We start from the raw sequence: 26544 nt of genomic DNA on the forward strand, positions 1-26544 counted from the left end.
GTTGCAGCCCCAGGCCCCACTGCAGCTACCGTTTACCGGGGGAAGAGGTCGGGTAGGATCAGCCGGGCCAGCTCTTCCACGGCGTCGGCGATGCGCGGCCCAGGCCGGGAGATGATGTCGGCGTCGATGGGGTGTACCCGCCCGTCCTTCACGGCTGCGATCGCGGCCCACCCCGGACGTGCCTTGAGCTTGTCAACCGTGAGCGAGGCGGAGCCATGGAAGCTCGGGAATATGATGACCGCTGGGTTGCGCTGGATGACGGCCTCGGCGCTGAACTCGGGGTAGTCAGTTTGGGCGTCGTAAGCTATGTTCCGCCCCCCGGCCAGTTCGATGAGCTGGTGGATGAGGGTGTTGGGTCCCACCGTCATGATGGGTTCCGAGTAGACCTCGTAATATACCCAGGGCCTCTGCTCTCTGGGGACGGTATCCACCTTGGCTTTCACCCGGTCTATGCGGTTGCGGACGTCGGCAACCACTTTTTCTGCTGCCTCGGGGACGCCGGTCAGCCGCCCCACCGTCCCGATGTCGGCCAGCACTCCCTCTACGTTCCTCGGTTCGAGCAACACCACGGGGATCCCCAGGGATTCCAGTTGGGGCAGCACCTTCTTGTGCATACCGGTCCCCAGGATCAGATCCGGCTTCAGGGCAGCGATTTTCTCCACGCTGGGATCGGAGAACCCTCCCACCTTTTCAACTTTCTGGGCCTCGGGAGGGTAATTGCTGAACTTGTCCACGCCAACCACTTTGCTGCCCAGCCCTAGGGCGAAGAGGATCTCCGTGCAGGACGGAGACAGGGAGACGATCTTCTGGGGTTGGGCGGGGATAGTCACCTGGCGCCCGGTACCGTCAGTTACGGTGAGGGGGAATGGCGCCGGCTGCGTCAACCCCACCTGGGGCTTCTTCTCGGCGCACCCGGCGGCTGCCAGGGCCACCAGGGCCACCGCCAACAGTACGATGGCGCGGAAGCGTACCGAGCCAGCCGTACCCCGCGTTGTCCTCACGGTGCCAGACCTTCTGTAGCGAATCACAGCGGGATCCTCCTTTCAGGGCATACAGTGAGTGTGCCGTGGGCCGGGGAAAGGCCGTGACCCCGGCCTCCGGGGCCGGGGTCACGTGGATAGCGTCGGAAGGATGTACCTTCTCGCCACGGTGCTCGCCCCCTTCCCTCGAAGGTCGCCGCACACCGCCGCGCGGGCAGGTTTCCTGGCTCCGGATCATCGCCGGTGGCGCCTTCCCACTCTCCCTTTCAGGTCAGATGGATGTGAGAGAGCAGTGGCATCGTTGCCAACGGCTACCCGGTTACAGTGGCGGGACCGCTCAGGACTTGCACCTGATTCCCTATTACCCCGGTGAGGGGGCACCCGCACGGCATATTCGGTTGGTAGCAGGATTGTACCATGTCCCGTCGCCCGAGACAAGATTTGCCGGCCCAGGTTCACCGTCCTGCAGGGGCATGGGCCCAAAGCTTGACGGGACGGCAAAGGTTCGGTAAGGTGGGTGCCTGAGAGGTGTTGCGGTCAGAGGCGAGGCAGGGAGTGAGATCTCATTGTCGGCTCTGCTGTCAAACGTTGTACTGGGTGCTAGTGTAATCGCCTGGGTTGTTGCTCAGATCCTGAAGTTCTTGGTGGTGCTGGTCCGGGAACGTCGCTTCGACCTTGCCCGCCTGGTGGGGGCGGGGGGTATGCCCAGTTCCCACACGGCGTTCGTGTCGGCCCTGGCTACGGCCACAGGGCGCATGGTGGGGTGGGAGAGCCCGCTCTTCGCGGTGGCCCTGGTTTTCGCCTCTATCGTGGTGTATGACGCAACGGGAGTACGGCAGGCCGTAGGCCGCCAGGCGGAAGTCCTGAACAAAATCATCGATGACTTCTACCACAACCGCAGCATCCATCAGGCCAGGCTGCGCGAACTGCTCGGGCACAGTCCCGTTGAAGCCCTGGCCGGAGTTGCCCTTGGCGCTGCCATAGCGATCATTGTTACCTGAGCGATGGCCTGTTTTCGCAGTACTCCTGGGGTCGATACGGGCAGGTTTCGCAAGGGGGCTGCTCGTCCAGCGCCACCGTACAGTACGTGCCTTCTTCCCTCCAGCAGGGCTTGGCGCACCCTATCCGGTCCGTACGTTTCATGCAACTGGGACAGCCAGTGAAAAACCAGCACGGGTAAAGGCCCAGGATGTGAGCGACCCCGGCCAGGTTCAGCCCCTGGGCCGTGAGGTTCTGGATGAATCTGAGGCGCTGAAGGTCGTCATCGGAGTACAGCCGTTGCCCACTGCGACGGGCGGGTTTGACGAAACCGCGCCGTTCCCATTCCCGGAGGCTTTCGGGGTGGAGGCCGAGCATTTCTGCCACAATGCTTATGGTATACAGCGGCCTGGTTGGGTCACGTTGCTCTGCCATAGCTCACTTCCCCAGGGGAGAGAAGTAGGGACCCGGCAGCCTACCGGATTCCCGATTTTTCAGCATCATGGTAGTCCAGCCGCTGTCGAGTGTCAATGAAACGTGCTGCCAGTAGGTTTGATACACCCTCGCGGCAGAGCCGATCTGGGGCGCCACCTGGGGCCTATCTCTGCCCGTTGTGGTCAGATACCTCAGCCTTAGTGGTGCAGGTATCTTGTGCACGCCAGGCTTAGCTGGTATGATATGAGTGTGCAAGCTGCCGGTTGTTCTCTTGCAAGAGGTCAAGGGCGCGAGGTTGTGCCCCGATCGCTGCAGCGGTGCAACCGTGGGCAAGGGAGGGGGAAATCGTGCGGCTGATCGACCGTCCCCTGGCAACGTTGCGGCTGGACGAACACGGCTTCCTGGTCAATCCGGAAGAATGGGACGAAGCCGTAGCCCGGGAACTGGCAAGGATCGAGGGAATCCCGGAGCTGAGTGAGGAGCACTGGAGGGTCCTTTACTACGTCCGCCAGCACGTGGCCATGTTCGGGTCGCCGCCCTGGGTTAAGGACATCTGCCGGGTGACCGGGATGAGCCTTGTGACCCTCTCGGAACTGTTCCCGCAGCGCCCGGTTCAGACTGCTTGCAAGGTCGCGGGCGTGAGATGGTTTCCCGAACTCGGTTACCTGGGATGCGGCGCTGACCCTGCCTGATACCAGGGCGTAGGGGAAGGGAAGGCATCTGGCCTCCGAGGTGGCCCGGTTTGCGGGCTGAGCCTTGAGAGGACAGTGCTGCCGGCATTCCGGGAGCGGTCCGGCGGGTCCTGACGCAACTTTAAGCCGGGGGTGTACGGGTTTGTCTATTGTCCAGTGGTTGTGCTACGTCTCGCTCCTGGTCCTGGTGGTCGGTCTGGCGGCAAGGACGCTCAGGTATGCCCGGGCGCCCATGCACCTGCGCTGGGAGCTGTACCCGGTTCCCCACGAAGTGGGGAAGCCTTACGGAGGCTCCTACTTCGAGGAACCGGACTGGTGGACGCATCCTCGCAAGACGTCCTTTGTGGGTGAGCTCCGGGTCATGCTTTCGGAGATATTTCTACATGCGGGGCTATGGCACCACAATCGTAAGATGTGGGTCGTCTCCTATCCGTTCCACCTGGGCATCTACCTTGTGGCCATCTTCCTGGTCTTACTCCTGGCGGGAGGGGCCGTCCAGGCGGCAGGGGGGCAGGTGACCGCCGACTCGGGCGGAGTGCTCACTGCCCTCTACTATCTATCTCTCGCTGCGGGCCCGGCCGGCATGGTGATGGTCATTGTGGGCGGCCTGGGGGTGCTGGCCAGGCGGCTGGGCGACCCCACGTTGCGATCCTACAGCGCGCCTGCCGACTACTTTAACGTGAGCCTGATCCTGGCCCTGGCGCTGACCTGGTTTCTTACCTGGCTATTCGTGGACCGTTCCTTTGCCCTGGCCCGGGCGTTCGTCCGGGACCTGCTCATTTTTGCGCCGGTAGCACGTGCCCACCCGGCCGTCCTGGTGGAAATGTCCCTTCTGTCGGTGTTCCTGATATACCTGCCTTTCACCCACATGACCCACTTCATCGGAAAATGGTTCACCTACCACCTGGTGCGCTGGGACGACAGGCCCAACCTCGGTTCCGGTTACGAAAAGAGCATTGCTGACGTCCTGAGCAGGCCGTTGGGATGGTCCGCGCCCCACATAAGCAACCCGCAAGAGAAAAAGACCTGGGCGGAAGTCACCGGCGAGGTGGAATGAACCATGCCAAAACCCATCACCCTCCGCGATATCGGCAACACGGATGGCCAGCTTGTACGGCTTGATCCTGCAGAGTTCGTGCCCCTTCCCCATCCGTACGATAGGCCCGACGCTCAGCCACCCTTGCGGTCGCTGACCGAAAGCCAGAGGCAGAGGCTGGATGACTCCCTCGATGGCTTCACCGCCCTCCGCCTGCCGCGTCCCCAGAGCCGGCAGGAGGAGGAGAAACTGGTGCGCAGTTTTCTGGCAGGCGTCAGGAGGCTGCTTTCCCGGGACGACAACTGGACCTTCCTGGGCCCCCTCATGCTCAGGTTGGATTACTGCGCCAAATGCCAGACCTGTGCAGAGGCGTGTCCCATCTTCGTCGCCAGCGGGAGGAAGGAAATTTATCGTCCCACCTTCCGCTCCGAGCTGCTGAGAAGGATAATCAAGAAATACGTTATGCCGGGCGGGAGGATCTGGGGTGCCTTCCAGGGGGCAGACATCGATCTCAACTGGCATACCGTGGCGCGCCTGGGTGAACTGGCATACAGGTGCACGCTTTGCCGCAGGTGTGCTCAGGTTTGTCCCATCGGCATCGGAAACGCCCTGCTCACCAGGGAGATCCGCAAGGTGTTCAGCCAGGAGATGGGTTTGGCTCCCGTGGAACTGCACAAGCTGGGCACCGTGCAGCAACTGAAGACGGGGTCCAGCACCGGCATGACCCCCGCCGCCCTCCTGGACAGCATTGAGCTGATGGAGGAGGAGGTGGAGGAGAAGACGGGCATGAAGTTCGATTGGCCCGTCGACCGGGAGGGCGCGGACCTCCTGCTCATTCACAATGCCGGGGAGTTCCTGTCCTGGCCCGAGAATCCGGAGGCCTTTGCCATCATCCTGGAGAAGGCGGGGATCAGCTATACCCTGTCCAGCGAACTGATGGGCTATGACGCCGTCAACTACGGGGTATGGTACGACGATGTTCAGTTCGCCCGCATTGCCCGCAAGCATGCCGAGGTGGCCAGAAAGCTCAGGGTCAAGAAGATCGTGATCGGCGAGTGCGGCCACGCCCACAAGGCCCTCACGGTGGTGGCAGACCGCTTGCTGGCCGGGGAAATGAATATCCCCCGGGAGAGTTGCCTGACCCTGCTCGATCACATTGTGTCGAGCGGCAGGCTCAAGCTGGATCCCCGGCGCAACGATTTCCCGGTCACCCTGCACGACCCCTGCAACATTGTCAGGCTGATGGGGATAGTGGAGCCCCAGCGGAGGATACTGCGCAAGATCGCTCCCCGCTTCAGGGAGATGAGCCCCAACGGCGTCCAGAACTACTGCTGCGGTGGGGGGAGCGGCTTTGCCATCATGGACGGCGTGAACTTCCCCGACTGGCGCAGCGGGGTTGCCGGGAGGATGAAGTTCAAGCAGATACTGGAGGCGTTCGCCGGAGAGTTGGATCCTTCGATCCCGAAGTACGTTTGCGCCCCCTGTTCCAACTGCAAGGGCCAGTTGCGGGGCCTGCTCGATTACTTCGACGCCACCCGCAAGTGCGGCATCTATTACGGTGGTCTGGCAGAGTTGATCGTCAACGCCATGACCGACTTCGAGAAGCCGTTCATCAGCTTCGACGCCGACCAGCTGTAATCGCAGGCCTACTACCACGGGGCGCGCCTTCCGGCCGGTAGGCGTATGCCCCTGGCCCGGTTTTCCTCGTAGGGACGGCGACTGCGGCCCCCCTGGGCACGCGGGCACTGCGCAGGATGACATTATGCAACTGCTGCAAGGGCGGGCCATCCCCGACCGGCGGCCCCAGGGTCCCTTTACGTGCGGGTGTGGGCCGGTTGCGCGGATTCGGCAACAAAAGCGATGGCGAACAAGTTGCAGAGCCTGTCCTGGCGGCAGGGGGTCAGCGGGGTGCCCGTGCTGCGCGACGTCATGGCCTACCTGGACTCCCCGGTTCCGGTGGAAAAAGGAAATTGGGCTGTACGTGTAGTATAATTACAGGAGTGGGAGAACATGGCAGGGAGGTGAACCCATGCGCAGGCTGGCGTTGTTGTTGGTGTCCCTGGCGTGTGCGCTCGTGCTGGCCGTGCCGGTGGCCGCCAGAGGGAGCCTGGTGCCGGCAGCACCGATTGGAGACGCGGCAGTCCCGGTCCAGGCGCCCGGGGCGAAGGTACCGGGAGAGGAGGTCCCGTTACCTTTTCTGGGTGACCGGGACGGGAACGGTCTGGCAGACGACCTCGATGAACACCTCAAGGGGGTCGGTGCCGGCGAAGGTGTCCCGGTGGTAGTGGTGCTCAGGGAGGCTCCGGAGGAAGGTGTGATGGCTCGGGTTAGGGAAACCGCCGGCGGGTTTCAGGTGAGGATGCAGTGGAAACATGCCCTCAACGGTTTTGCCGCTGCGCTGACCCGTGGCCAGATCCAGGCACTGGCTCGTAACCCGGTCGTGGCGCGTATCGACCTGGACCGTGAGGTCCACGCTTTGCTGGATAAAGCGACCTACTGGACGGGCGTCAGGCAGGCTTGGGCCGACTTCGGGGTGACTGGTGACCGGGATGGCAATCCGGCCTCGTACTCGAAGAACGACGTGGTGATCGCCATCCTCGACACCGGTATAGATGCCACCCACGTCGACCTGGACGGGGGCAAGGTCATTGGCTGGTACGACGTGATCAATGGCCTGACCAGCCCCTACGATGATCATGGCCACGGTACCCACGTGGCCAGCATCGCTGCGGGCACCGGCGAAGGCAACTCCGCGTACCGTGGTGTGGCACCGGGGGCTGCCCTGGTAGGCATCAAGGTGTTGGACGCCAACGGTAGTGGCACTACCAGCGGGGTCATCGCTGGCATCGACTGGATGATCGCCAACAAGAGCACGTACGGCATCCGCGTCGGTAACATGAGTCTGGGTTCCAGTGGGTCGTCCGATGGTACCGACTCACTGTCCCTGGCCGTCAACAACGCCGTGAGCAACGGTATCGTCATGGCGGTGGCGGCGGGGAATTCCGGGCCGGCCACGTACACCATCGGATCTCCTGCCGCCGCAGCGGATGCCATCACCGTTGGTGCGCTGTACGATCCCGGGGAGAAGGGGTGGGTGCTGGCTGAGTTCTCCAGCCGCGGCCCCACGGCGGATGGCCGCACGAAGCCCGACATCTGCACGCCCGGACGTTATATAACGGCTGCGCAGGCGAACTCCGGCAACGGTTACGTCACCTACAGCGGCACCTCCATGGCCACGCCCTTCCTGGCCGGCGTGGTGGCCTTGATGCTGGACGCCAACTACGGCCTCACGGACGCCCAGGTGAAGGAAATCCTGTACAACGGCACCAACGTTAAGGACTTCGGCCCTTCGGGCAAGGACATCGACTTCGGTTACGGCATCAGCCTCTGCTACAATGCGATCAAGCAGGCGGGCGGGTACTCGGGTACCTGGAGCGATGGCCTCAGCTTTGGTTACGCTTCCGGATATCTTTCCGGCAGGCGCGATGCTGACTGGTGGCAGTTCGACGTCACCGATGCCTCCCGGCCGGTCGGCATTACGCTGGTTATCGTCGACTGGGCGGTGAACAGAGACTTCGATGTCTACCTGTACGATCCCGCGGGAACTCTGGTGGCTTCTTCCACAGGCACCAAGCGGCAGGAGCAGATCCTTTACCAGCCCGCGACTACCGGGACTTACCGGATCAAGGTGTATTCCTTCCTGGGGTCGGGCAGTTACTGGTTCAACGTGAGCTGGAAATAGGGGAGGTCCAGGCCGGGCCAACGGCTGACAGAGTATGCACGGGCGCATCCCGGTCCCGGGATGCGCCCGTGTGATCCTGCTTTAAAGGATCGGGGCGTTTCAAGAAACAGTTACTGCCCTTGGGGGGCGGGGTGCTCCTCCGTCCCCTCTCCGCGTCTCCGGTTTGTTGCCGGTCACGGCCCAGTGAAGCCAGCCCAACCGGTGAGATTCCACCCTGGTGGCACCTGCCCGCATTGCTGCCGCGGTGACCGCCGGTACCAGGGGATAGACTTCTTCGCCGTCCCACCAAGCGGCCAGGCGGCGCCGCGCGTTCTCGCGCTCCTCTTCGCTCGCGAACATGATGTCCGTAATCACAAACCGCCCTCCGGGGATAACCACCCTGAGCGCTTCAGCCAATGCCTTCTCGTACTCCCCGGGCATGAGATGGTGAAAGGCGAAGGATGACACCACCAGGTCGAAGAATCCGTCGGCGAAGGGTATATCCAGGAAATGGCCTCGCTGAAGATGAAATGCGGGGTGCCGGGCCCGGCAGCGCTCTAGCATCCGGGACGAGATGTCGATGCCCCAGACCTGCACGCCTTCGCCAGCCACTCTCTCGGCCAGGGCGCCGGTGCCGATGCCGATGTCGAGCACCTTCATCCCGGCGGTGACACATGCCAGGGCAGCCGTCTGTTCCAGCGAATGGCGGTAGCCCGTGAACAGGCCCTCCTCGCCCGGCGACTGCCCGTAGGAGGCCGCCCAACGGTCGAAAAGTTCTTCGGTGTGGCGGCATCGCTCGCCCATGTGCCCTCCGGCCATAGAGCCCCTGATGCGGCTGTCAGCGGCCAGGCAGCGGGGCCTGCCGCCGAAGTCCTGAACCAGGTCCATTATAACCTACGCTGGGGGGAGCGGAAGCTGAGTTCCATGATGTGCGGCATGGAAGTGAGCACCGCTTCCCTAATCGGTAGCGCTGCGGCGTAAGCTTTCCGTCCGTGAGGCGTCAGGGGTATGCCAATCGGTGGTAGGGATAGCGAGAAATGCTCTTGACATAGTGCCGGACCAGCGCGCATGCCCAGGTGCCGTGGCGCCGTGATGAGTGGTGCTAAGCAGGAATATGCGGGTGTGACGTCGTATAGCGTACACCGAGACCACAGGCATTCAGTGTATACGTTGTCGACACGTAACAAGGGGGTCGCAGCATGGACATAGCATCGGATAGGTGCATCGGTTGCGGTCAGTGTGTCGATTATTGTCCGTCCGGAGCGATTTCGCTGGTGGAGGCAGTGGCTACAATTGATCCTGTTCTGTGTGTGGAATGCGGGACGTGTCGACGGGTGCAATGCTGCCCCGTTGATGCGATATTAGAGTCCTCCCTGGGCGGAACGCCCCGGGCAATAAGAGCCTTCTTTAGCGACCCCGCCGCGACGCACGCCGAGACCGGCATCCCGGGCAGGGGCACGGAAGAAGTCAAGACCAACGACGTTACCGGGAGGGTTAGGCCTGGATGGGTAGGCATCGGCATCGAGGTGGGACGGCCGTGCCTGGGGACCATGCTCGCTGAGGTGGAGAAGATCACGACTGCCCTGGCGCCGCTCGGGATCAGGTACGAGCGCAACAACCCAATGACGTATCTGCTTGAGTCGCAGGAGACTGGACGCATCAAGGAAGAGTACCGCGGCGAACGGGTGACCTCCCTCATTATAGAGTTCACCGTCGAGGAAGGGCGCCTCGCCGAAGTGCTCGGCGTGTTGCGCGATGTGTCAGGCCGCCTGGATACCGTATTCGCATTGGACGTCATAGCGTGCTTCGACGAGCGCGGTGAGCTTCCGGTGTGGGACAGTTTGGTGGAGATGGGGTACCGTCCCCGACCCAATGCCAAGGTAAATCTGGGCCTGGGCCGCCCGGCAGCCTCGGCATTGGTTGAACTGGTTGCATCAGAGGTGAGTGGGCGATGACGCATTCCTTGCATCGGATCGGCAGTGAGGCCAGCTTGGAGCGTGACTACGTGGTGCTCATTACCCCGGCGGCGGGGATTAACCACGAAGGGTCGGCTGCGAAGCTGAAGGAGATTCTGGACTTTATCGCGCAACTGGGGCCGACGAACATCGGCGGGTACGAGACGGGGTCCATCTACGCGGGGTATGGAGTCGAGGACATTAAGCACGGGCTCGACCGGGCGGTGGTACCCAGGGTTCGTTGCTGCTTTTCTGACCTGGACAAGGTCAAGCGGTTGGTGGAATTCGTGCGTGCGCGCGACTACGGGCTCTCCGTAACTGTGAGCGGACTCGTGGCGAATGTGAGGAGGATGTGCGCGGAGCTGGGTGTAAGGCCACACTCGGTGAACCTTTCGCTGGGGTTCCACGGCAGAACGGATCTCCTGCCAGAGTCCGAAGTGTTGGAGATCGTAACCATGTGCGGTCACGGGATGCTGGGTCCCCGCTTCGTAAGTTCAGTCATGGACCGGGTCAGTTCGGGCCAGCTTTCGCCCCGGGAGGGGGCCCGGGAATTGGCGAGGCCGTGCGTCTGCGGCATTTTCAATGTGGACAGGGCAGAACAGCTGCTGACCAGGGTCTGCCAATGCTCCCAGCACCGCTGCTGACCTGGTGGGCCTGAAGGTGGTGCCGGATGAGCAATAGGGAATGCCGCGAGATGCGTGTTGGCTTCATCGGATTGGGGCAGATGGGGGGGCCCATGTGTCTGAACCTCTTGCGGGCCAGCCAGACAATCGTCGCGTACGATATCGTGACTGAGCGGCTGAACCCCATTGTTGGCGCTGGAGCGGAAGCCGGCAGAAGCCCGGCGGACGTCGCCTCCCGTACCGGGGTGACTGTCCTGTCCCTCCCGACTCCGGCTGCGGTGGTGGAGGTCGTGCGGGGGCCGGACGGTATCCTGGCCGGGGCCCGGGCCGGACACCTGGTGATAGACACCAGCAGCGTTTCCCCGTCCACCTCGCGCGAGATGGCGCAGGCCTGCCACGAGCGGGGGGTAAGGTACCTGGATGCCCCCGTGAGCGGCGGGGTGAGGGCCGCCGAGCAGGGAACCCTCACTATCATGGCGGGCGGGGAGAGGGAGGTGTTCGAGGCGGCCAAGCCCTGGCTCGAGATTTTGGGCAAGAAGATCTTTTACGTTGGTCGTTCCGGATCGGGCAGCATGATGAAGCTCATCAACCAGCTCCTGTTTCTCAGCGGCGTGGCCGCGGTTTGCGAGGCCGTCAATCTTGCCCGCAAGGCCGGCGTGGACGACGGTACCCTGTGGGAAGTGATTCCTGAGTGCTCGGGTGCCAGCTATGCCTTTGCCACCCGCCTCAAGAACTTCCTCATGCCTGGCAGTTTTGAGCCGGGCTTCAGCGTGGCTCTGGCCGCCAAGGATGCTGATTTGATCATGGCTGCGGCACGGGAGCTAGAGGCGCCGCTGCCACTTGGAGCCGAGGTGCACAGGTTGCTGCAGGCCGCCCAGCGAGCGGGGCTGGGAGGCAAGGACGTTTCCGCCCTTTCCCTCCTTCTGGTCGAACAGAAACAGTAGAGAGGTGGGCACCGATGGTGGTGAGGATTGAAGTCGACGAGCGCGCGTGCACCGGCTGCCGATTGTGTGAAGCCGTGTGTTCCTTTGCCCACGAGGGCGGTGTCGGACCGGCGCTGGCGCGGGTATGGGTGCTCAACACCGACCTGTGGGGTCCGCGGCGGGTGGTGGTGTGCCGGCAGTGCGCGGTTCCGGCGTGCGAAAAGGTCTGTCCGGTAGGGGCCATCAAGGTGGTGGCAGAAGAGTCCGTCCGCTACGTCGGGGTGGACCACGACCTCTGCGTGGGCTGTGGGGCCTGCGAGGATGCCTGCCCTTACGGCGCCATTGCCATGCATCCGGACAAGCCCTGGCCCATTAAGTGCGATCTCTGCGGCGGAGACCCCGCCTGCGTCAAGTACTGCGCGGCCGGGGCCCTCTCTTCGGCGACGGGTAGCGCTCCCGTGCGTGCGCGGGAGCGGAGGCTCCGGGTGGTCAAACGAGGCAGTTGACCCGTCGGGGTTACGGAGTGATTTCATGTGAAAGGTTTCGGGGTGAGGTGCAGATTCTTGTCAGAGTTCCGCGATGCAGCCGGCCGGTCCGAGATGGAGGTCGAGGTCGGGGCCGGCAGCTCAGTAGCCGACCTCATAGCGCGTCTGTGTTCTGAGCTGCCAGGCCTGCAGGTGCTGCTCGAGAGGGTGGGGGGCAGCAGCTCGCCCTCTTTCGCGGTGGCCGTGGACGGCGTGGAGGTTCCCGCCTCGCGTCGGCCCGAGACTGTGCTCCGGGAAGGCAGCGATGTGCTCTTTTTCTTCCCCGGCGTCGGGGGCTAAGGTGATTGCGGACGAGCTCACGAGGAGGAGTCAGATCATGCCCCGTTACGGCGGATATTGCGGGAAGATTCTCCGGGTGGATCTCAGCAACGGCACTTTCCGCGTCCAAGAACTCGACGAGCGTTGGCCCAAAGAGCTGATCGGGGGGAACGGCCTGGGAGCCAGCCTGCTTCTTGCGGAGACCCCGCCGCGGATCGATCCCCTTTCGCCGGAGAGCAGGGTATACCTGGTCACGGGGCCGCTCAACGGCACACCTCTCCCCATCGGTACGAAGTTCGGTTTCGTCTTCAAGTCTCCCCTGACCGACGGCTTCATGGATAGCTATGCAGGGGGCTTCCTCGGCGCCGAGCTGAAGTTCTGCGGCTTCGATGCCGTGGTGCTGGAAGGCAGGGCTCCGCACCCCGTGTACCTTTGGATCGACGACGGCAAGCCTAGTTTGCTGGATGCCCGCCACCTGTGGGGCAAGGACACCTACGAGACCTGCCGCCAGATCTGGGAAGATCACGGTGACCCCATGATCCGGGTGGCGGCCATAGGGCCTGCGGGTGAGAACCTGGTGCGCTACGCCTGTGTGATGGCGGAAGGGTTCCACGCTGCCGGCCGGGGTGGCCTGGGTGCGGTTTGGGGCTCCAAGAACCTGAAGGCCGTCGCCTTGCGGGGGGTCTCGGGTGCAGTCAGGGTGGCCGATCCGGCGGCGGTGAAGCGGTTGGCAGACGAGATTTACCAGGCCATCAGGAAGGACCCCAGCCTGTGGGATGGTATGCCGCGGTACGGTACCGTATCGGCCGTCAACAGCAACCAGGCCAGCGGTATACTCGGCACCCGCAACTGGCAGACGGAGGTCTTCGAGGAAGCCGACAAGATCAACGGCGAGGCATTCCGGAGCCAGGTGTGGGAGCGGAACCTGGCCTGCTTTGCCTGCCCCATCCGCTGCCTGCATTTCGGCCGGGTCAAGCAGGGCCGGTACCAGGGGCTAGAGGCAGTAGGGCCTCAGTACGAGACGGTGTACGCTCTGGGTTCATTGTGCGGTAACGGCGATCCGGCTGCGATCCTGGCGGCTGGCGACCTGTGCAACCGGCTGGGTCTGGACACTATTTCTGCCGGAGTCTGCATTGCCTTCGCCATGGAATGCTACGAGCGGGGCCTGCTGACCGAGTCCGACACCCAGGGGCTGGAACTCCGCTTCGGTAACCGCAGCGCGATCATCGAACTCGTGCAACGCATTGCCTACCGCGACGGGATCGGCGGGCTCCTGGCCGAGGGGGTCAAGAGGGCAGCCGAAGCGGTTGGGCGTGGGGCAGACCGGTTTGCTATCCATGTGAAGGGCCTGGAGCTTGCCGGGCACAGCGTGAGGGGGTACAAGGGTCTGACTCTAGGCTACGCGACCAGCAACCGGGGGGGCAGCCACCAGGACATGCGGCACCTGCCCGAGCGGGCCGGCCAGTTCGACCGTCGTTCGACCACGGGGAAGGCGCAGCTGAATATAGACATCACCGCCACCACGGCCCTGCGAGACTCGTACATCTATTGCGCGATGTTTGAAGGTCTCATCGGGCGGGTGGGCGTGCAGCAGCTCCACGCGGACCTCATCAACGCGGTCACCGGGATGGCGCTGTCCCGCCAGGATCTGTTCACGGTTGCGGAGCGCATCTGGAATCTGGAACGGGCGTTCAACGTACGGGAAGGAAAGACTCGGGCCGATGACACTCTGCCCCGGCGCTTCCTGGAGGAGCCGATCCCGGATGGTTCCTCCCAAGGGATGGTTTCGTCTGAGGAAGAGCTTGCCGGGATGCTGGAGGAGTACTACCAATTGAGGGGGTGGGATCCGACCACCGGCGCACCGACACGAGACAAGCTGGAGGCACTAGGTCTTTCGTGGGTGGCTGATGCCCTCGGTGTTCGCTAATCTCGAGGCAGGTGAGCGCACGTGAGCGGTCTCCGCGGGAGAAGCAGGTCGGTGCTGGGACGCTATAGGGCAGCAGAGCATCTGGGAGAGGTGGCCTTTCTCATTGCGCTCTGTGTTCTGCAAGGCGCGTTCATTAGAGAGTCCCTGACCTTCGAGCCGGTGTCGCGTCGCTTTCCGCTGTTGTTTGCTACCGCAGGTTGTGTGCTGTCTGCTGTACTGCTGGGTGTAAAGCTAGCACGTCCCACCGGCGCGACTGAGCCTAGCGACCGGGCTGCGGAGGGCGTGGCTTGGTACGTGGTGTCGTTGTGTATGGCCGGTTGCCTTTTGGTTGCGTATGTGTTTGGGTTTCTCCCCGCTATCGGGTTATTTGCGTTCCTTCTGCCTGGGGTTTTGGGCGAGCGCAAGGTTAGGATGCGGTTGGCCTATGCTGTTGTGGTTACGGCACTGTTCTGGGCATTCGGGTATGCAATGAGTATTCCGTTGCCCGAAGGCCACCTTGCGCGCTTGATACTTGGCGGGAGTCGGTGAGGAGGAGTGCACGCATGTGGCTGGAGGGGTTTATCTGTGCGCTATCTGCTTATAACTTGCTCTGTCTTCTAGCCGGAACGCTGGTTGGATTAATTGTCGGGGCCCTTCCGGGATTGGGCCCGTTGTTCGGTGTCTCCTTGGCGCTTCCGTTCACCGTGGGCATGCCGCCGGAATCTGCCATCATCCTGTTGTCTGCCATCCACGCTGCTACGGCTTACGGAGATTCGATCGCATCCATTCTGGTCAGGGTCCCCGGCAGCGCAGCCACGGTGGCTGCTTGTTGGGACGGCTACCCGATGACCCAGCAAGGCCGTGGGGCGGTGGCACTTGCGATGTCAGCCCTGGGTTCCTTGTTTGGGGGGTTGGCGGGTTGGATTGCTTTGGTGGTGATTTCCGGTCCGCTGGTGCGTTTGGCCCTTAAGATGCACTCGGCGGAGTATTTTATGGTGGCCCTTGTGGCCCTGTCTCTGTTGGCTGTAGCAGGTTCTGGAAACATGGCCAAAGGGTTGCTGATGGGGTTCTTGGGGCTTTTGTTGTCCACGGTCGGCCAGGATCTTTTTACCGGGGGGTTCAGGTTCACCCTCGGAAGCCCCTATTTGGAAAGCGGCATACCGATGGTTCCTGCTGTGTTGGGGTTGTTCGCAATCAGCCAAGCGCTCGTGCTGGCGGAAGAGGGCGGCACTATAGCGAAGGTGGAGAGAGTCTCGGGTGGTGCCCTTGCTGCCGTGCGCGAGACGGTGAGACATTGGGCTACTGTCATCCGAGGGGCTCTGGTCGGCGTGGTCATGGGGATCTTGCCAGCTTTGGGTCTTTCGAGCGCTAACGTCGTGGCCTACCTTATCGAGAAGAGGGTTTCGCGGGATCCGGAGAGCTTTGGCCGCGGGAATCCGGCTGGGGTATTGGCACCGGAGACGGCTAAGAGCGCGTGTGTTATCGGTGACTTGATCCCCACAGTTACTCTTGGTATCCCGGGGTCTCCAACCACAGCCATCTTTATGGCGGCCCTTATCTTGCATGGGTTGCGGCCGGGGCCCGACTTCTTCCAGGGCAAGTTTCCCTATGTTGTTTTTGCAGGCATCCTGATGGCGCAGTTTGCCTTTTTCATCATCGGCCTGCTCTGTGCGCGGTACCTCGCACGCATTGTGCTATTGCCTAACGCGTATATGGTCCCTACGATCATCGCCTTAAGCCTGATTGGTGCTTACGCGGCTAATTATAGTGTGTACGATATGTGGGTCGCACTTGCCTTCGGCGTTCTCGGGTACGTTATGCAGAAGTACGGGTTTCCGTCAGCGTGTTTGGTTCTGGGGTTTGTGTTGGGCAACATCGCTGAAACCAATTTCGTGCGCGCGCTAATGGTTAATGGGTCGTACGTGGTCTTTGTGACGCGGCCCATATCCCTCGCCCTGTTGCTAATAGCGGTGGTCTCCTTCCTTTCGCCGTGGGTCTCCAGCCTGCGGCAGCGGAGTGACCGCAGCAAAAGCGGCGAGGGTGTCGGGAAAGCATCGCAAAATCATGCCTAGGAGGTGCGTACGATGCGAAAGACGTTGGTGGTCGGTCTCGTGGTAATCGTGGTGTGTGGCGCATTGTTGGTTGGGTGCACGAAGCCACAGGAGCGGTTCCCCAGCAAGAACATCACTTTCCTGATCGGATTTGGTCCCGGCGGTGCGAATGACATGATCACTCGTGCCTTAATTCCAGGCATGAAACAGGCTCTGGGAGTGGACGTTGTGCCTGTGAACCTGCCAGGTGCGGGTGGTGCTGTGGCAGCGAAGAAGTTGGCAAGTGAGCCGGCGGATGGGTACAATATTTTGTTGCTGTCTCAGTCGATAATCCTGACGCAGTATACTGGGCAGGCCGGTATTAAGATGAGTGATTACCAACCCATCATTGGGGTTGCCGAAGATACTTCCGCGATAACTGTGCCCGCTGATGCGCCTTACAACAACATCAATGAGTTCGTCACCTATGCGAAGGCTAATCCCGGCAAAGTCCGTATTGGAAATGCGGGAACGGGGGCCCTTTGGCATATCGCCGCCGCCCTGTTCGCCGACAAGGCAGGCATTGACGTGAAGCACATTCCGTACGAGAGTGGTGCCCAGGCTGCACTGGCCACGGCAGGGAAAGAGATAGAGGCTTGTGCGGTGAGCCCATCCGAAGTCAAGGGGTTGGTCGACGCGGGCAAGCTAAAGATCCTCGCACTCATGAGCGAGTCGAGGTACGACATCGTACCAAACGTGCCCACGTTGAAGGAGGCGGGTATCGACCTCACTTACCGCGTGTGGCGAGGGGTGTTCTGCAAGGCCGGAACGCCGGCAGAGAGAGTTAAGAAGCTTCACGATGCCATCAAGTCTGCCATGGCAGATTCAAGCTTTGTCTCTTCTATGAAAACAGCGGGCATCCCCATTGTGTACCGCTCCACGGATGACTTCGTGGCGCAGGTCAGGAAAGACGACGCACTGCTAAAGGAAACGCTGCAGAAGCTGGGCTTGCTGAAATAGATCAAGGGGGTGCAGTGCATGTCTCTGACCCAAGAGATGAAGCAGTACTTGAAATCCCTGGGCGCGGATCTTGTTGGAGTTGCTCCTGTCGAGCGGTTTGAGGGTGCACCGAGGCGACCTGAGGAGATACTCCCGGGCGCGCGGTCGGTAGTGGTGATTGGCTTGCGCATACCGTTGGCCAGCGTGGACGCTTGGAAGAAGCTGATGAAGTCCTACCAGGTGTACGGCCACGGTTGGCTCAATTTCCACTTGTCGTTCATGGAATACCACCTGGCCCAGTTCCTCGAGGACAGGGGTTATCATGCCTTGCCCCTTTCCTCCCTGGACCCCTATTACGATATGAAAACCTTCATGACCGAGGGGCTTTCGAATCGTCATGCGGCGGTGGCGGCCGGGCTCGGGGAGTTTGGGTGGAACAACCTGTTCCTGTCCCCGCGTTTTGGTCCGCGGGTCCGGCTGACCACCACGATTACCAGCGCTCCCCTCGAAGCTGATCCTATGTATAGCGGCCCACCGTTGTGCTTGAAACAAAGGTGCCTTAAGTGTGTTGAGGAGTGCCCTATGCAGGTGTTCGATCGGCAGGACGGGATACAGGTCACCATCGCCGGGAGAGCGTTCGAGATGTCGCGTTTGGATGGCGAGCGCAAGTACCTTTGCCGCTGGTGTGAGCACGGCTTAACCCGACGCGGTGGCGCACTTACGGAAATCCCCATTCCGGAGGAAAAAACCCCCGAAGCTTATCTGGACGCGTGGGACAAGCGTGATCGGTACCAAAAGCGCCGCCAGGGAATGTTCGGAGGCATTTACTTCTGCGGTCGATGTGTCCACGTCTGCCCGGTGGGCCGCGGTCACCAGGCGCAAGTCGGTTGTCAATAGAGGGGGCGTGTGGCTGGTGATATATGTGCACCACTAAGCTGTCGAGTGCGGGCGCGAAAGAGCCAAGGCTAGCCGAGGGAGCACTATAGAATAGCGTAAGCTCGGCATCGACTATAGAGTTTAGAGGCGAGCCCCCCTGAACCCGGGCAGGAGAAGCGGGTTTCAGGGGGGCAGCATCGCAGGCAGTTGAGAGCATTCCTGTAGGGTTCTTGAGGGAGGTTGACGCATAAAGAAGCCTCCTGGTAAGACTGGGGTGCCAAACCAAACAACAAGGAACCAGGAGGCGAAGAAAGCGGTGGATGCAAGGCCAATCAGCTTGGCGGAGGTGTCGGAGGCGGCGGTGATAGTAGGGGTGGACGTGGCGAAGTACTCGCACTGGGCCAGGGTGATAGATCCGCGGGGCGGTGAACTGGTGAAGCCCGTGCGGTTCGAGAATAGCAGAGTGGGCTTCTCTCGTCTAGACCCGGTGGTCGCTGAGGCTTTGCACGGGCTGGGTCTGGACAAGGTGGTAGTCGGGCTAGAGCCCTCCGGGCACTACTGGAAGCCGCTCGCCCACCACTTCCACTCCCAGGGTGTGCGGGTGGTGCTCGTCAACCCTTATCACGTGAAGCAGAGCAAGGAACTGGACGACAACAGCCACATGAAGAGCGACCGCAAGGATGCCCTGGTGGTGGCCAGTTTGGTGCAGCAGGGCCGGTTCCTGCGCTCGTACTTCCCCGAAGGGGTGTACGCCGATCTGAGGGTGCTGGTAGGCCGGCGGTCTCACCTCAAGCGGTGGCTCAATTCGGCGGCGAACAGGCTTTGGACGAGTACTTCCCGGAGTACGACAGGGTGTTCAAGGACTTGCTGGGGAAGGCCTTCATGTGGGTGCTGCGGCACTGTCCCTTTCCTCAGGATGTGCTGCAGTGCGATCCCGAGGGCCTGGCCACATGCCTCAAGGTGGCGGCGGGGAACCGGGTGGGGATGAAGCGGGTGAGGAGGTTGATGGAGGCTGCGAAGGTGGGCATTGAGGGTGCGAGGAAGAAGCTCTCGTCCTGCCTGGACGAGGTGGAGTTTTACCGGCAGCAGGTGGAGGGTGTAGAGGCCCGGATGGTGGGACTGCTCGACAGATTACCCGAGGCGAAGCGGCCCATGAGCATACGCGGGGTTGGTTCTGTGGTGGCGGCTACGGTGCTGGGCGAGGCGGGGGACTTCCGCAGGTTCGAGAACTGGAAGCAGTTGAGGAAGCTGTCCGGGTACAACCTGGTTGAGCAGAGCTCGGGCCAGAATAAGGGCCAGAGCATGATTTCTAAGCGTGGTCGTCCGGCGCTGCGGCACGTTCTGTACCTGGCGGCCGTGGTGGCCATAGCCAAGAACCGTGATTTTCAGGCCCTCTATGCATCTCTGACCATGCGCCAGCGCAATCCCCTCAAGGGCAAGCAGGCGCTGCTTGTGGTGGCCACCAGGATCCTGCGGGGATCATGTTCGCGCTGGTGAAGGCCGGGCAGAGGTACTGTCCGGGCAAGATGATGAGTCGGTGCCAACAGGAGGTCGTGCAGGCGGCCGCCTGAAGCACGAAGCCCCCGAACAAGTCTTGGGCGGGGGATCTCAGCCTCCCCCATTAGGGCGCCAGGGAACTGTGCGACCCCGTTTGAGAGTAGCTGCACCCCCGCCCGCCTCAAGGAGACAGGACGAAGGAATGTAGGGCTGCCGGGACCCAGCGAGGCATGATAGGGTGGGTCGGAGGCAAGCGTGGCGGGGAGCCGCCTAAGGCTACAAGCAGGGCTACAGGAGAGTGGACGGAAAGCTCGCGACGTGGCGCGGGCAGTGTGCTCCCCTTGGCCGTGAGCTGCGGTGGAACGGCGCTGCTACTTTGTTGGAGAGTTGGCAGGTGGTGGCCAGGGGTTCCTGTGTGATCGGTGGCAGTGCAAAGTCGGTGGATCAGGTCGTGGAGGTGGTGACGGGGTGGCTCGATTTTCGGATGCGCTGTCGGCCCAGTGGGAAAGGTGGCTGCAGGAGGGGGCTCCAGAGCGGCGTGCGGCCATGGTCTGAGGTAGGCGCAGGAGGAACCAGATAGTGGGTGAGTTCATCTTGGGTTCTGGAAGGGTGCTGTCCCGTGATAGGTCTGCCGGCGCTGCCAGCCAGTTGGGTGCGTACGGTGGGTGAGGGGAGGGGAATTACCTTGGATTTGGAGTGGTTGAAGGCACGGCTGGACAAGGACGACTCGCAGGCCCCGTTGCGGATGAAAATCTACGATGCCCTCCGGTTAGGGGTTATCGAGGGCCTGTTGGCGCCTGGAGACGAGCTGACCGAGAGTCAAATAGCGGCCGCCGTGCAGGTGAGCAGGACTCCCATTAGGGAAGCGCTGCAGCGCCTGGAAACCGAGGGCTGGGTCAAGCGCGTCCAGGGCCGGGGGATGGTCGTCACTGACTTCTCTGAGAAAGACGTGCGGGACCTGTACCTCATGCGTAGCGTGCTGGAGGGGCTGGCCGTGACGCTAGCCCTTCCAAACCTTACCGATGACGCCTTAAACCGGCTGAAGTGGATCGTTGACGAGATGGAGCTGCACACCAGCCGCGACAACCGGGAGGCGGTGGCTGCCAAGAACAAAGAATTCCACTGGCGGCTGGTTGAACTCAGCGGCAGCCGACACATCATCGCGGTGCTGAGGTCGGTGTACGAGCAGATCGACCGCGTGCGGGAAAGCTCTCTTTGGGCACCTGGCAGGATGCAGAAGGCTTTCGAAGAACACCTCGCAATTTACCAGGCACTTGCGAAGAGGGATACTGAGCAGGCGGCCGAACTGGTTCGCCGGCACGTTGTGACCGCTGGCGAGGTGCTGGTCGCGCGGATGCGAACGCGCGGGATCAAGCCTGTGGCAGATGCCTGAACCCGAGGGGCAGGGCCTGGGCTGGAGGCGTCTCCTGGGGCGGATACTTGTGTGGCGCGACCCAGGAGCAGTGGTGACGGGTCGGGCGGATGCTCCGGTATATTTGCTGGTGGTGGACGGAGCTGTCCAGTTTCGGGACGCTTCACACCTCTGGGGTCTCACCGCCTCTGCGACAGAGCAGGCCTTCCGCCAGGAACTTGGTGATCAGCGTGTGAGGGTAGCCAGCATTGGTCCGGCGGGAGAAAACGGCGTGCGATATGCATGTGTGATGCATGAAGGCCGGAACGCCAATGGCAGGTGTGGCTTGGGAGCCGTCATGGCTTCCAAGCTCTTAAAGGCAGTGGCTGTGCGGGGCACCGCAAGAGTCGACATGGCTGGCAGGGATGGCGTGTTCGAGATAGCCAGATGGTTTCGCGACCATTACCGGGACAACCCCCTGACCCGAACCCTGCATGATCTGGGCACCGATGGGGCGTTAGGTGGCTTGAATGCCACCGGAGTGCTACCGACCCGTGATTTTTCGGCGGGTAGCTTCGTGGGTTGGGAGGCCCTAACTGGGGAGACGTACGAGAAGCAGTTCGTCGTGGGGCGGTGCGGATGCTATGCCTGCCCGGTGAGGTGTAAGCGGACGGTGCGGCTGGGTGGTGCCGGGGTGGGAGGGCCTGAGTACGAGACCGCTTTCGGATCCAATCTGGGAAGCAGCAACCTGGGCTCCATCGTCGAGATCAACCGACTCTGTAATGGCCTGGGTCTGGATACCATTGCTACAGGAGTGACCTTGGCCCTGGCTACCGAATGCTTCGAGCAGGGTTGATCACAGCGCGCGATACGGGCGGGTTCGAGCTCCGGTTTGGCCGCGTGCCGGCTCGGAAGTTGATGCCGCTCATCGCCCGCCGGGAGGGGTTTGGGGCTGCTGTCGCCGAGGGGGCGGGCGGTTGGCGGAGAAAACCGGAGGGGCGGCACCGTCGCTGGTCGTAGAGGTAAAAGGGCTGGAGGCGGGCATGCACGATCCGCGGGGGAAGGTGAGCGTGCGGCTCGGTTATGCGCTGGCCGCTCATGGGGCCGATCACATGGTGGCGGCGCACGACGTCGTTTTCCTCAAGCAGGGTGCATACCCGCTTGAGCGGATTCTGGCAGACAGAGTCGGCGCCTACTCAGTCACGGTGGTTGGCTATATCGGGTTTGTCCCGGCTGGTCTATCCTTTTGCCCCCTTTTGCCCCAAGTCTCCCTTTCGTTTACCTCGCAGGATTTTTGAGCGCGGCGGGGAATTGCCTGGGTTCAAACGCGCCCGCTTTCGCAGTACGGCTGTTGGGTGGGGCTGGAGTAGCAGCAGGCTACTTTTCGGCAGCCGTAGAGACCGGAAGCCTAATTGGTGTGATGCTTGGCGGGGTGCTCTGGTCTAAGGTGGGTCCCGTGGCTGCATTCATGATCTCGTCGCTCGGATCTGCTTGGGCTATCACCTGTTACACCGTCGCCTGGCCTCGTCACCGCTCTCGGTGTGCACGATCGTGATGGTCGGCGCGGTTCCGGCCTACCCGCGTGCCTCCTCAAGGTAGGCGGATAACCACTAATAAGTGATTATCCGGCGTTCCTGCACCTTGAGCGGAGCAGTTATCCGCCTTGCACGGGGAGCTCGACGACCGTCAGGCTCTCCGGGGTGTTGGCCTACCGACCGCGCCGTCACGACCGCACCCCCCCGCCGGTAGCGGTTCTGCTTGACCGGGCTTGGCTCCTCATGGTGATCTTTGGCACCGGGGATAATTAGCGGGTTTTTGGCCATTGGAGGCAACCGAGCGGACCATTGGCCGGTTGCTATTGACTGCCTGTCCAGGCTGCCTGAAGCTACAGTACGGGGTACGCAAGGTCTCCCCTCCCTGTGATGTGCCTCGCGGAGTTCTTGCTGGCAGTGAACTCAACCGATGCCGACTTGCCCCGGTCGGGGTTGGGCCGATAGAGGGAGCTTGCCCGGGTCCCCGAGAGGGTGTGTGACACAGTCGTTATTGTCCTGTGGCCTTGCCTCCCCATTGATCTGGGTCCTGCGAGAACCACAAGTTGAATGGGTCCCGGGGCGTGGCAGGGGGGAGGACGATGCGCAAGTGGGTGAGGGGCTGGCCTTACTGCCAGTGGCCATCCTGCTGGTGAGCAACTGCCTGGTCATGCGGGCCGGTGGCCTTGCCCTCGAGGAACGCGGGCGAACAGTCCCCGTCACTGCTGTTGTGCTCGTTGCTCATCGCTGTACGGTCGACGGCGCGCGAAAGGTTTCGGTTTTGAAATGCGAAACTCCCAGGTTGCTAGCGCCGGACCCGGGCGTTCAAGAGGGTTCCCCAATGCGGGTGGATCGGTTCCGCAGGCGGTGGATGATCAGGTTGCTTTCGTCACCGGGGCTGTCTGGATACGCCAAGGCGATACTAGTGGTCTCCGGCGTGGAGCCGGGAGTTGTGCGTATTACGGAGCAGGCAGAGGATCCGGTCGCTTGGCGGGAGGGCACCCTGTCCTTGGAAGAGTTCTTCAGCCGCTGGCAACTTGAGTCGAGCGGGCTACGGCCGGAGTGAGATCGCGCCGATGCAGGCCGGTAGATTGCCCCCTGACCTGAAAAGGAAACACCCTACTGCGGCTCGTCCAGGGGATGGGCCGGCATGTACAGCCACCTGCGGCAGTACCGGAAACCGATATGAGCCTGCGTTACCGCGAGCCACAGGGCTGCCTCTGTCGGCTCCACGACCGGGGCAGCCACCTGTTTACGCACTGCATTGACGTACGGGTACATGCCTGTACACCCCAGTACTATGACGTCGGCAGCGTGATGGTCAATCGCCTCCCGGGCACACGCCACGATGGCCGCCACCGTGCGCTCCGGTGCGGCCTCTAATTCCAGTACGCCCATGGGGACCGGTATGCTGGCGGCAAGGCGGTGAGCGATGCCCATCTGTGCAACCCGCATGTACGCGTGGGGAACCGAGTTGTTGAGGATGGAGATGTGTCCGATGCGCCAGCCCAGCGAACAGGCGAGGAGCCAGGCTGCTTCGCCCGCCCCCACTACGGGGAGGTCGAGCAATTCCCGCAGGGGATGGAGGCCGGGGTCAGCGAAGCAGTTGATCACTACTGCGTGCACAGCTGGTCCGCGACGGCAGCGGGCGAGCGCTCCTCTGACCAGGTAATGGGTGGCCTTGGCCTCGTCGTAGAGGGTTTCGATCGCCCGCGGTCCCTCGGCGGGGCCCCAGCATTCCACCGTTACGGATGCAGGAAGGCCGAGGCCGGCCGCGTACTCTTGCCAGCCGGGCAGGTTAGCCCCGACTACGGGGGTGGCAAGGAGGATTCTCATGGTTCCACCCCGCTTTCCTCCACGATAACGCAGCAGTTGCTCGCATCAAGGGTCGTCCGCACCCCCAGCGGGATGGTCAGCCGCCGCTCGCCGTGACCAGCCGCCAGGCCATAGATGGCGGGTTTGCCCAGCGGTTCGATGAGGTCGCCGATGATTTCCCGCAGGGTGAGCATGGGGCGCTTGGTGTTGCCGGGGACGCAGTCCACGCATTCGGCGATAATGAATCCCGCTGCCGCATCCAGTTTTCCCGCCAGTTTCAGGTGGGTGAGCATGCGGTCGAAGCGGTACGGCACTTCACCGACGTCCTCCAAAAGCAGGATCTTCCCCGTCGTGTCTACCTCGTAGGGAGTACCCAGCGTAGTAACGAGTAGGGAGAGGTTGCCCCCGATGATGGGAGCGGTGACGCGGCCGGGGCAGATGGTCTGCAGGGGCGGTCCTTGGGGCGGGTTTCTCAGTTCCCCCAGCGGTTCGGGCCGGGTCACCGCCCGCTCGAACCATTCCCTGGTGTAGACGAACTCCTTGCTCATGTCGTAGCCAGCCATGGGTCCATGGAAAGTGATCAGCCCCGTCAACCTGGCCAGGGCGCAGTGGATGGCGGTGATGTCGCTGTATCCCACGAACACCTTCGGGTGGCGTGCTATCGTCCCGTAGTCCAGGAGCGGCAGGGTCCGGGGCGACCCGTACCCGCCCTGAATGCACACGATGGCGTCGACGTCGGGGTTCCGGAAGGCCCACATGAGGTCGACGGCCCGTTCCGTGTCTTCCCCCGCCAGGTATCCGCGCAGTTTGAGCGCGTTGGGGGAGAGCACGGTGCGAAAACCCATGTCGTGGAGCCGGTTTCTCGCCAACTCCAGCATTTCCATGGAGACGTGAGCATCGGGATGCACCGGGGAGGCTGGGGACACCAGCGCTATCGTGTCCCCGGGGCGCAACATCTTTCCCTTAAGTGCCATGTTCGTTCCCACCTTTCACGCGGATCACCTGGTTCGTCATCTTCATCACCTTGAACCGCGCATGCGCGGGTCGAGCACGTCGTGCAGGCCGTCCCCCAGGAGGTTGAGCCCCAGGATGGTCAGTAGGATGCACAAGCCTGGGAAGGTGGTCAACCACGGGGCAGCCCAGAGGTAGTCCCGGCCTCGGCCCAGCATGGGTCCCCCCAGCCCGATGATGAGGTTAAGGAGGTCCGGGCTGGAATTACCGCCGGCTCCCGTGAGGCAGCGAGGAATGCCCGGTGGTCATGTGGCGCGGGGCTGCTCGGCGGCGCCTATTGCCGGTCCCCGGGGCTGGAGGCGCGCTTGGGCCGAACCGGGGTTAAGGGGCAAGTGCACCCCCTCCCCCTGCCCATTCTCGGGTATCCCGCCGAGCGTTGCGGCTGGGGCCGCCGGCGGTCCGGAGGCGTCAGCAGGGTAGGGTTGCGGAGGAATGCGGCCGGCCTCCAGGAAAGGGGTTTGCCGATCAGGGGTGGTGTGTTCAGAGGGCGCCGTCACTGTGGCGGAGCTTTGGGCGGCGGTGGCCTCTGCGTTCCGGAGGGGGAAGCCACCCCGGCGGGGCGGCATGCTGAGGGCGAGGGAATCTGGCTGTCGGGCGGCAAGGTTGGCGCGCGAGGAACTCTGGCCCCAGGTGTTCGGCCAGGATGGCTGCCCCCCGCTCGGCACGCCCGTTGCCCGTTGACCTCGGGGGGCCTCCGTGCTACCGCGGGGGCGAGAGGGGGCAAGCATCGTTGGGAGGTGCCGTGCGGCATCGTCCGTTTCGTCCGATGACCCGCCCTCGTGTTTCTTGCGTCGGCGCAGTCGTGCGCGTACTTCTTCGGACACGGTGTACTTGGTCCTGACTATCTCCCGGTCTTCGCGCGCCGAGATGGGGTTGCCCTCTGCGTCGCGGAGTTCGCACAGTCGGTTGTCCTTGATGACGCGGAAAGGCCTGTCCACGATGTGCACCGTCGCTTCGCACAGCGCCTTGGTGTGCGGAAAGCCATTTTCCACCATGGCCCGCCAGTACACCCTGGCGAACTGTGGGTCGCACTTTCTGCCGAGATCAGAGGCGAAGAACAGCCCCCGCTTGAACTGCGCCGGGCCCGCCTTGGTCATGCTCTGCCCTTTGCCCTCCTTGAGCCCGCTGTTGTCCACCCGCGGCACGTAGCCGGAGAACTTGCGCAGTTGCTTTTTGGAGGTCATGCGAGCCACGACCGGCGCCACGGCCAGAAAGACTGGGGCCAGGGTGCGCCCCACCCCGCGGAGGCTCCTGACGTACCCCTTCTTGTCCAGCCCGGGTTACAGCCTGTAGTTCTCTTGACTCCCCAGCGCAGCGCCTCCCACCGGGGATCTTCCGGCAGGGGAGCCGGGTGCACGGCCTGCGGGCCCACCAGGGGCAGCTT

Annotated in this window: 23 protein-coding genes, 3 pseudogenes and 1 riboswitch; of the genes and pseudogenes, 19 read left to right on the forward strand and 7 right to left on the reverse strand. The window is 62.6% G+C overall.

Annotated elements, in window-relative coordinates; all coding sequences use genetic code 11:
- Window positions 1-32: 32 nt before the first annotated feature.
- Window positions 33-1001, reverse strand: a complete 969-nt coding sequence (locus AB1446_12300; protein MEW6547674.1) for a cobalamin-binding protein — start codon at window positions 999-1001, stop codon at window positions 33-35.
- 174 nt (window positions 1002-1175) lie between these two features.
- Window positions 1176-1380: riboswitch (cobalamin riboswitch) on the reverse strand.
- A 166-nt stretch (window positions 1381-1546) separates the two neighbouring features.
- Here AB1446_12300 and AB1446_12305 point away from each other — a divergent pair.
- The gene (locus AB1446_12305; protein ID MEW6547675.1) at window positions 1547-1981 is read left to right on the forward strand and encodes a divergent PAP2 family protein; all 435 of its coding nucleotides are present in this window, start codon (window positions 1547-1549) and stop codon (window positions 1979-1981) included.
- Here AB1446_12305 and AB1446_12310 read toward each other — a convergent pair.
- The gene (locus tag AB1446_12310; protein MEW6547676.1) at window positions 1974-2393 is read right to left on the reverse strand and encodes a MerR family transcriptional regulator; all 420 of its coding nucleotides are present in this window, start codon (window positions 2391-2393) and stop codon (window positions 1974-1976) included. The two genes, AB1446_12305 and AB1446_12310, sit on opposite strands and share 8 nt — an antisense overlap.
- A gap of 347 nt (window positions 2394-2740) precedes the next feature.
- Between AB1446_12310 and AB1446_12315 the strand changes: the two genes are divergently transcribed.
- The 4 genes from AB1446_12315 to AB1446_12330 all read left to right on the forward strand — a co-directional run bounded on the left by AB1446_12315 (window position 2741) and on the right by AB1446_12330 (window position 7863).
- Window positions 2741-3085, forward strand: a complete 345-nt coding sequence (locus AB1446_12315) for a TusE/DsrC/DsvC family sulfur relay protein (protein MEW6547677.1) — start codon at window positions 2741-2743, stop codon at window positions 3083-3085.
- 142 nt (window positions 3086-3227) lie between these two features.
- A complete protein-coding gene (locus AB1446_12320; GenBank protein ID MEW6547678.1) occupies window positions 3228-4142 on the forward strand; it encodes a respiratory nitrate reductase subunit gamma in 915 nt (304 codons plus the stop codon).
- 3 nt (window positions 4143-4145) lie between these two features.
- On the forward strand, window positions 4146-5759 hold the full coding sequence (locus tag AB1446_12325) for a (Fe-S)-binding protein (protein MEW6547679.1): 1614 nt from the start codon (window positions 4146-4148) through the stop codon (window positions 5757-5759).
- A gap of 391 nt (window positions 5760-6150) precedes the next feature.
- On the forward strand, window positions 6151-7863 hold the full coding sequence (locus AB1446_12330; GenBank protein ID MEW6547680.1) for a S8 family serine peptidase: 1713 nt from the start codon (window positions 6151-6153) through the stop codon (window positions 7861-7863).
- A 99-nt stretch (window positions 7864-7962) separates the two neighbouring features.
- Here AB1446_12330 and AB1446_12335 read toward each other — a convergent pair whose 3' ends face one another.
- Window positions 7963-8646, reverse strand: coding sequence for a class I SAM-dependent methyltransferase (locus tag AB1446_12335; protein MEW6547681.1), 684 nt, complete (start codon window positions 8644-8646; stop codon window positions 7963-7965).
- Window positions 8647-9041: 395 nt separating this feature from the next.
- On the opposite strand from AB1446_12335, the gene AB1446_12340 reads away from it, so the two are divergent.
- From AB1446_12340 to AB1446_12405, 14 genes and pseudogenes are all read left to right on the forward strand, one after another.
- Complete coding sequence (locus AB1446_12340) at window positions 9042-9797, forward strand: 4Fe-4S binding protein (protein ID MEW6547682.1); 756 nt, start codon at window positions 9042-9044, stop codon at window positions 9795-9797.
- Window positions 9794-10441 (forward strand): hypothetical protein, encoded by a 648-nt coding sequence (locus AB1446_12345; protein MEW6547683.1) that lies wholly within the window; start codon window positions 9794-9796, stop codon window positions 10439-10441. The genes AB1446_12340 and AB1446_12345 overlap by 4 nt, the downstream gene beginning before the upstream one ends.
- A gap of 26 nt (window positions 10442-10467) precedes the next feature.
- Window positions 10468-11364 carry an NAD(P)-dependent oxidoreductase gene (locus tag AB1446_12350; protein MEW6547684.1) on the forward strand — a complete coding sequence of 299 codons (897 nt, stop codon included), beginning with the start codon at window positions 10468-10470 and terminating at the stop codon, window positions 11362-11364.
- A gap of 14 nt (window positions 11365-11378) precedes the next feature.
- Entirely contained in the window at window positions 11379-11849 is a 471-nt protein-coding gene (locus AB1446_12355) for a 4Fe-4S dicluster domain-containing protein (GenBank protein MEW6547685.1), read from the forward strand.
- Between the two features lie 57 nt (window positions 11850-11906).
- Complete coding sequence (locus tag AB1446_12360) at window positions 11907-12167, forward strand: MoaD/ThiS family protein (GenBank protein MEW6547686.1); 261 nt, start codon at window positions 11907-11909, stop codon at window positions 12165-12167.
- Between the two features lie 37 nt (window positions 12168-12204).
- Entirely contained in the window at window positions 12205-14073 is a 1869-nt protein-coding gene (locus tag AB1446_12365) for an aldehyde ferredoxin oxidoreductase family protein (protein ID MEW6547687.1), read from the forward strand.
- Between the two features lie 51 nt (window positions 14074-14124).
- A complete protein-coding gene (locus AB1446_12370) occupies window positions 14125-14601 on the forward strand; it encodes a tripartite tricarboxylate transporter TctB family protein (protein ID MEW6547688.1) in 477 nt (158 codons plus the stop codon).
- 14 nt (window positions 14602-14615) lie between these two features.
- Window positions 14616-16124, forward strand: a complete 1509-nt coding sequence (locus AB1446_12375) for a tripartite tricarboxylate transporter permease (protein ID MEW6547689.1) — start codon at window positions 14616-14618, stop codon at window positions 16122-16124.
- A gap of 12 nt (window positions 16125-16136) precedes the next feature.
- A complete protein-coding gene (locus AB1446_12380; protein MEW6547690.1) occupies window positions 16137-17102 on the forward strand; it encodes a tripartite tricarboxylate transporter substrate binding protein in 966 nt (321 codons plus the stop codon).
- An 18-nt stretch (window positions 17103-17120) separates the two neighbouring features.
- Window positions 17121-17978: a hypothetical protein gene (locus tag AB1446_12385; GenBank protein MEW6547691.1), complete on the forward strand. Its 858-nt coding sequence runs from the start codon at window positions 17121-17123 to the stop codon at window positions 17976-17978.
- A gap of 295 nt (window positions 17979-18273) precedes the next feature.
- Window positions 18274-19528, forward strand: a pseudogene (locus AB1446_12390) (IS110 family transposase).
- Between the two features lie 611 nt (window positions 19529-20139).
- Window positions 20140-20847: a GntR family transcriptional regulator gene (locus AB1446_12395; GenBank protein ID MEW6547692.1), complete on the forward strand. Its 708-nt coding sequence runs from the start codon at window positions 20140-20142 to the stop codon at window positions 20845-20847.
- Window positions 20840-22103: pseudogene (locus AB1446_12400) on the forward strand (aldehyde ferredoxin oxidoreductase C-terminal domain-containing protein). Before AB1446_12395 ends, AB1446_12400 begins: the two are co-directional and overlap by 8 nt.
- 841 nt (window positions 22104-22944) lie before the next feature.
- Window positions 22945-23400, forward strand: coding sequence for a hypothetical protein (locus AB1446_12405; GenBank protein MEW6547693.1), 456 nt, complete (start codon window positions 22945-22947; stop codon window positions 23398-23400).
- 53 nt (window positions 23401-23453) lie between these two features.
- Here AB1446_12405 and AB1446_12410 read toward each other — a convergent pair whose 3' ends face one another.
- The 4 genes and pseudogenes from AB1446_12410 to AB1446_12425 all read right to left on the reverse strand — a co-directional run bounded on the left by AB1446_12410 (window position 23454) and on the right by AB1446_12425 (window position 26434).
- Complete coding sequence (locus tag AB1446_12410; GenBank protein MEW6547694.1) at window positions 23454-24170, reverse strand: aspartate/glutamate racemase family protein; 717 nt, start codon at window positions 24168-24170, stop codon at window positions 23454-23456.
- The gene (locus AB1446_12415; protein MEW6547695.1) at window positions 24167-25123 is read right to left on the reverse strand and encodes an LD-carboxypeptidase; all 957 of its coding nucleotides are present in this window, start codon (window positions 25121-25123) and stop codon (window positions 24167-24169) included. The genes AB1446_12410 and AB1446_12415 overlap by 4 nt, the downstream gene beginning before the upstream one ends.
- Before the next feature lie 45 nt (window positions 25124-25168).
- Window positions 25169-25303: pseudogene (locus tag AB1446_12420) on the reverse strand (ABC transporter permease).
- Window positions 25304-25405: 102 nt separating this feature from the next.
- A complete protein-coding gene (locus tag AB1446_12425; protein ID MEW6547696.1) occupies window positions 25406-26434 on the reverse strand; it encodes a transposase in 1029 nt (342 codons plus the stop codon).
- Window positions 26435-26544: the final 110 nt, after the last annotated feature.

The sequence above is a fragment of the Bacillota bacterium genome, from assembly GCA_040757085.1.
Lineage (GTDB): Bacteria > Bacillota > Sulfobacillia > JACIYH01 > JACIYH01 > JACIYH01.